The organism is Paenibacillus cisolokensis (assembly GCF_050481165.1).
GTDB lineage: Bacteria > Bacillota > Bacilli > Paenibacillales > Paenibacillaceae > Paenibacillus_AH > Paenibacillus_AH cisolokensis.
Genome location: NZ_JBCNFP010000190.1, coordinates 1 through 1861, shown reverse-complemented (window position 1 = coordinate 1861; position 1861 = coordinate 1). Strand labels below are relative to the sequence as shown.

The 1861-nt window shown below is 52.8% G+C and carries 1 protein-coding gene; it reads right to left on the bottom strand.

Features of this window, described 5'->3' with window-relative positions; all coding sequences use genetic code 11:
- Positions 1 to 155 precede the first annotated feature (155 nt).
- Complete coding sequence (locus ABEV74_RS22860; RefSeq protein ID WP_213531850.1) at positions 156 to 1400, bottom strand: IS110 family RNA-guided transposase; 1245 nt, start codon at positions 1398 to 1400, stop codon at positions 156 to 158.
- Positions 1401 to 1861 lie beyond the last annotated feature (461 nt).

The window sequence follows — 1861 nt, the reverse complement described above, 5'->3', positions numbered from 1 at the left end:
ATGTCAAGTCCCTGATTCGTGAAAATTGGAAATTATTTTGGCCCAAAACGCGATGACTCAGGGAAAAAGGCAACACCAAACTAAACCCAGTCGAAAATCGAGTTAATTACCAGATTTTAACTGGGAATCCGTGAAGGACTTTGGCAAAGGAGGCGTTAATCCTTCGCAGTTGTCACCTTCCTTCCAGGCGTGTAGAGTTGGCCGTTGCGTAGCAGCACATCGACCAGACGCACAAGTTTTCTTGCCGTTAAGACGAGGGCGCGTTTGTGTTGATGCTTAGGCACTTCAACGTACTTCTTCCGGTAATACTCGCCGAATTCCGGTTCGCGGTTTTTCACCGAGTTGGCAGCTTCAACAAGGTAATAACGAAGGAATCGGTTGCCGGAACGAATGCGTTTGGTATCTTCGGCCTCAAAGCCCCCGGACTGATGTTTACGCCATGTCAGGCCTGCATATTTGGCTACGGCGGCCTGATCGCTAAAGCGTTCGATGTCGCCGATCTCCGCCAGAATGCCGGCGGCGTACACCCGGTCGATGCCCGGAATGGAGCGCAGGCACTGAGCGCCGGGGATGCCAGCCAGAATGCGTTCGATCGCCTTGTCCAGCTCTTTCAGTTGGCTCTGAATACTCCGGATGGCCTGTATGGAAGTGCCGAGAACCAGATCAATGGAATCCTCTACGACCTTTGAAAGGCGGTAGGACGCTCGTGCAGCCTTCTGGATGCAGCGGGCGACATGCTCCGGATCAGGGAAACGGTTCTTTCCCTTCTCCTTGAGATAGTCGGCCAAGTCGGCGACTTCCATGTCGGCAATCTCATCGAGGCTGAACTTTTCCGAGAGCATCTCCATGATGGCGTGGCCGAAAACGGAGCTGTCGACTTCGGAACGAAACGCATTGCATTTGTAGAACAGATTCTGCAGGAAGTACTGCTTCTCGCGTGTCAGGTTGTGAACCAGATGGTACCGCATGCGCGTCAGGCGCTGGAGCGCGATGTACTGCTCCTGCATGACGATGGTCGTCGTGAGACGGCCGAAGCGCAGGCGTTCGGCGATGATCCAGGCATCGATCCGATCGGTCTTGTCCATATCCGCGTAAGCTTCCCGGAACTTGTTAATAAGCTTCGGGTTGATCGTGAACACCTTGGTTTTCCGCTCTTGAAGCGAGGCATCCTCATGCAGGTACATAGCCGGATGCCAGCTATAGACCGAGGTTGCTTCAAGGCCGATATGGATTTCGGAAGCCGGCAGCTTGTCCGCAGCAGCCACGATGCGGTCGCGCAGATGCGAGGCACCGTGCAGATTGTTTTCTACCTTGAGCGTTTCAAGCGTATCGCCTTCCGGATCCATGAAACACGCTTCCAGTTCTTCTGAACTGACGTCAATACCGACAAATAATTTCAAGGGTGATCCCTCCCTTCTGGATTCGGGATTTAGGGAATTGGACTCTTCGGGATGCCCCCAGCGCGCTCGCCGATCAGTCACCCTCGCATATGAGAACTTCCTTCGGTCCATGAGCTGCCTCGAAGCTGCTATCTTCGAGCATGGGTTGCCGAAGGGGACAGCCAGCGGGTAAGAAGTTCAAACGAGTGCTGGGGAAACAGACTTTAGATGTAGTCGAACTACAGGAGTGAGACGAATTTCCCCAAATGACCCTAAGCTCATTGTCCGGGAACATCACGAAAAGTCCAAGACCCTAATTGTATTTTTTAAAGTTGTCAAAGAGCGGTTTTCTCTCTGGACCCCGACTTCCGCTCCTTGCCCTTCGGGCTGCGGTGCGGGTCGGCTACGTCCACCATAGTTTCACTGCAGATTAACTGGAAATTCTTCAAAAAGAAGATTCTAAACATACTATACGAGGAGTG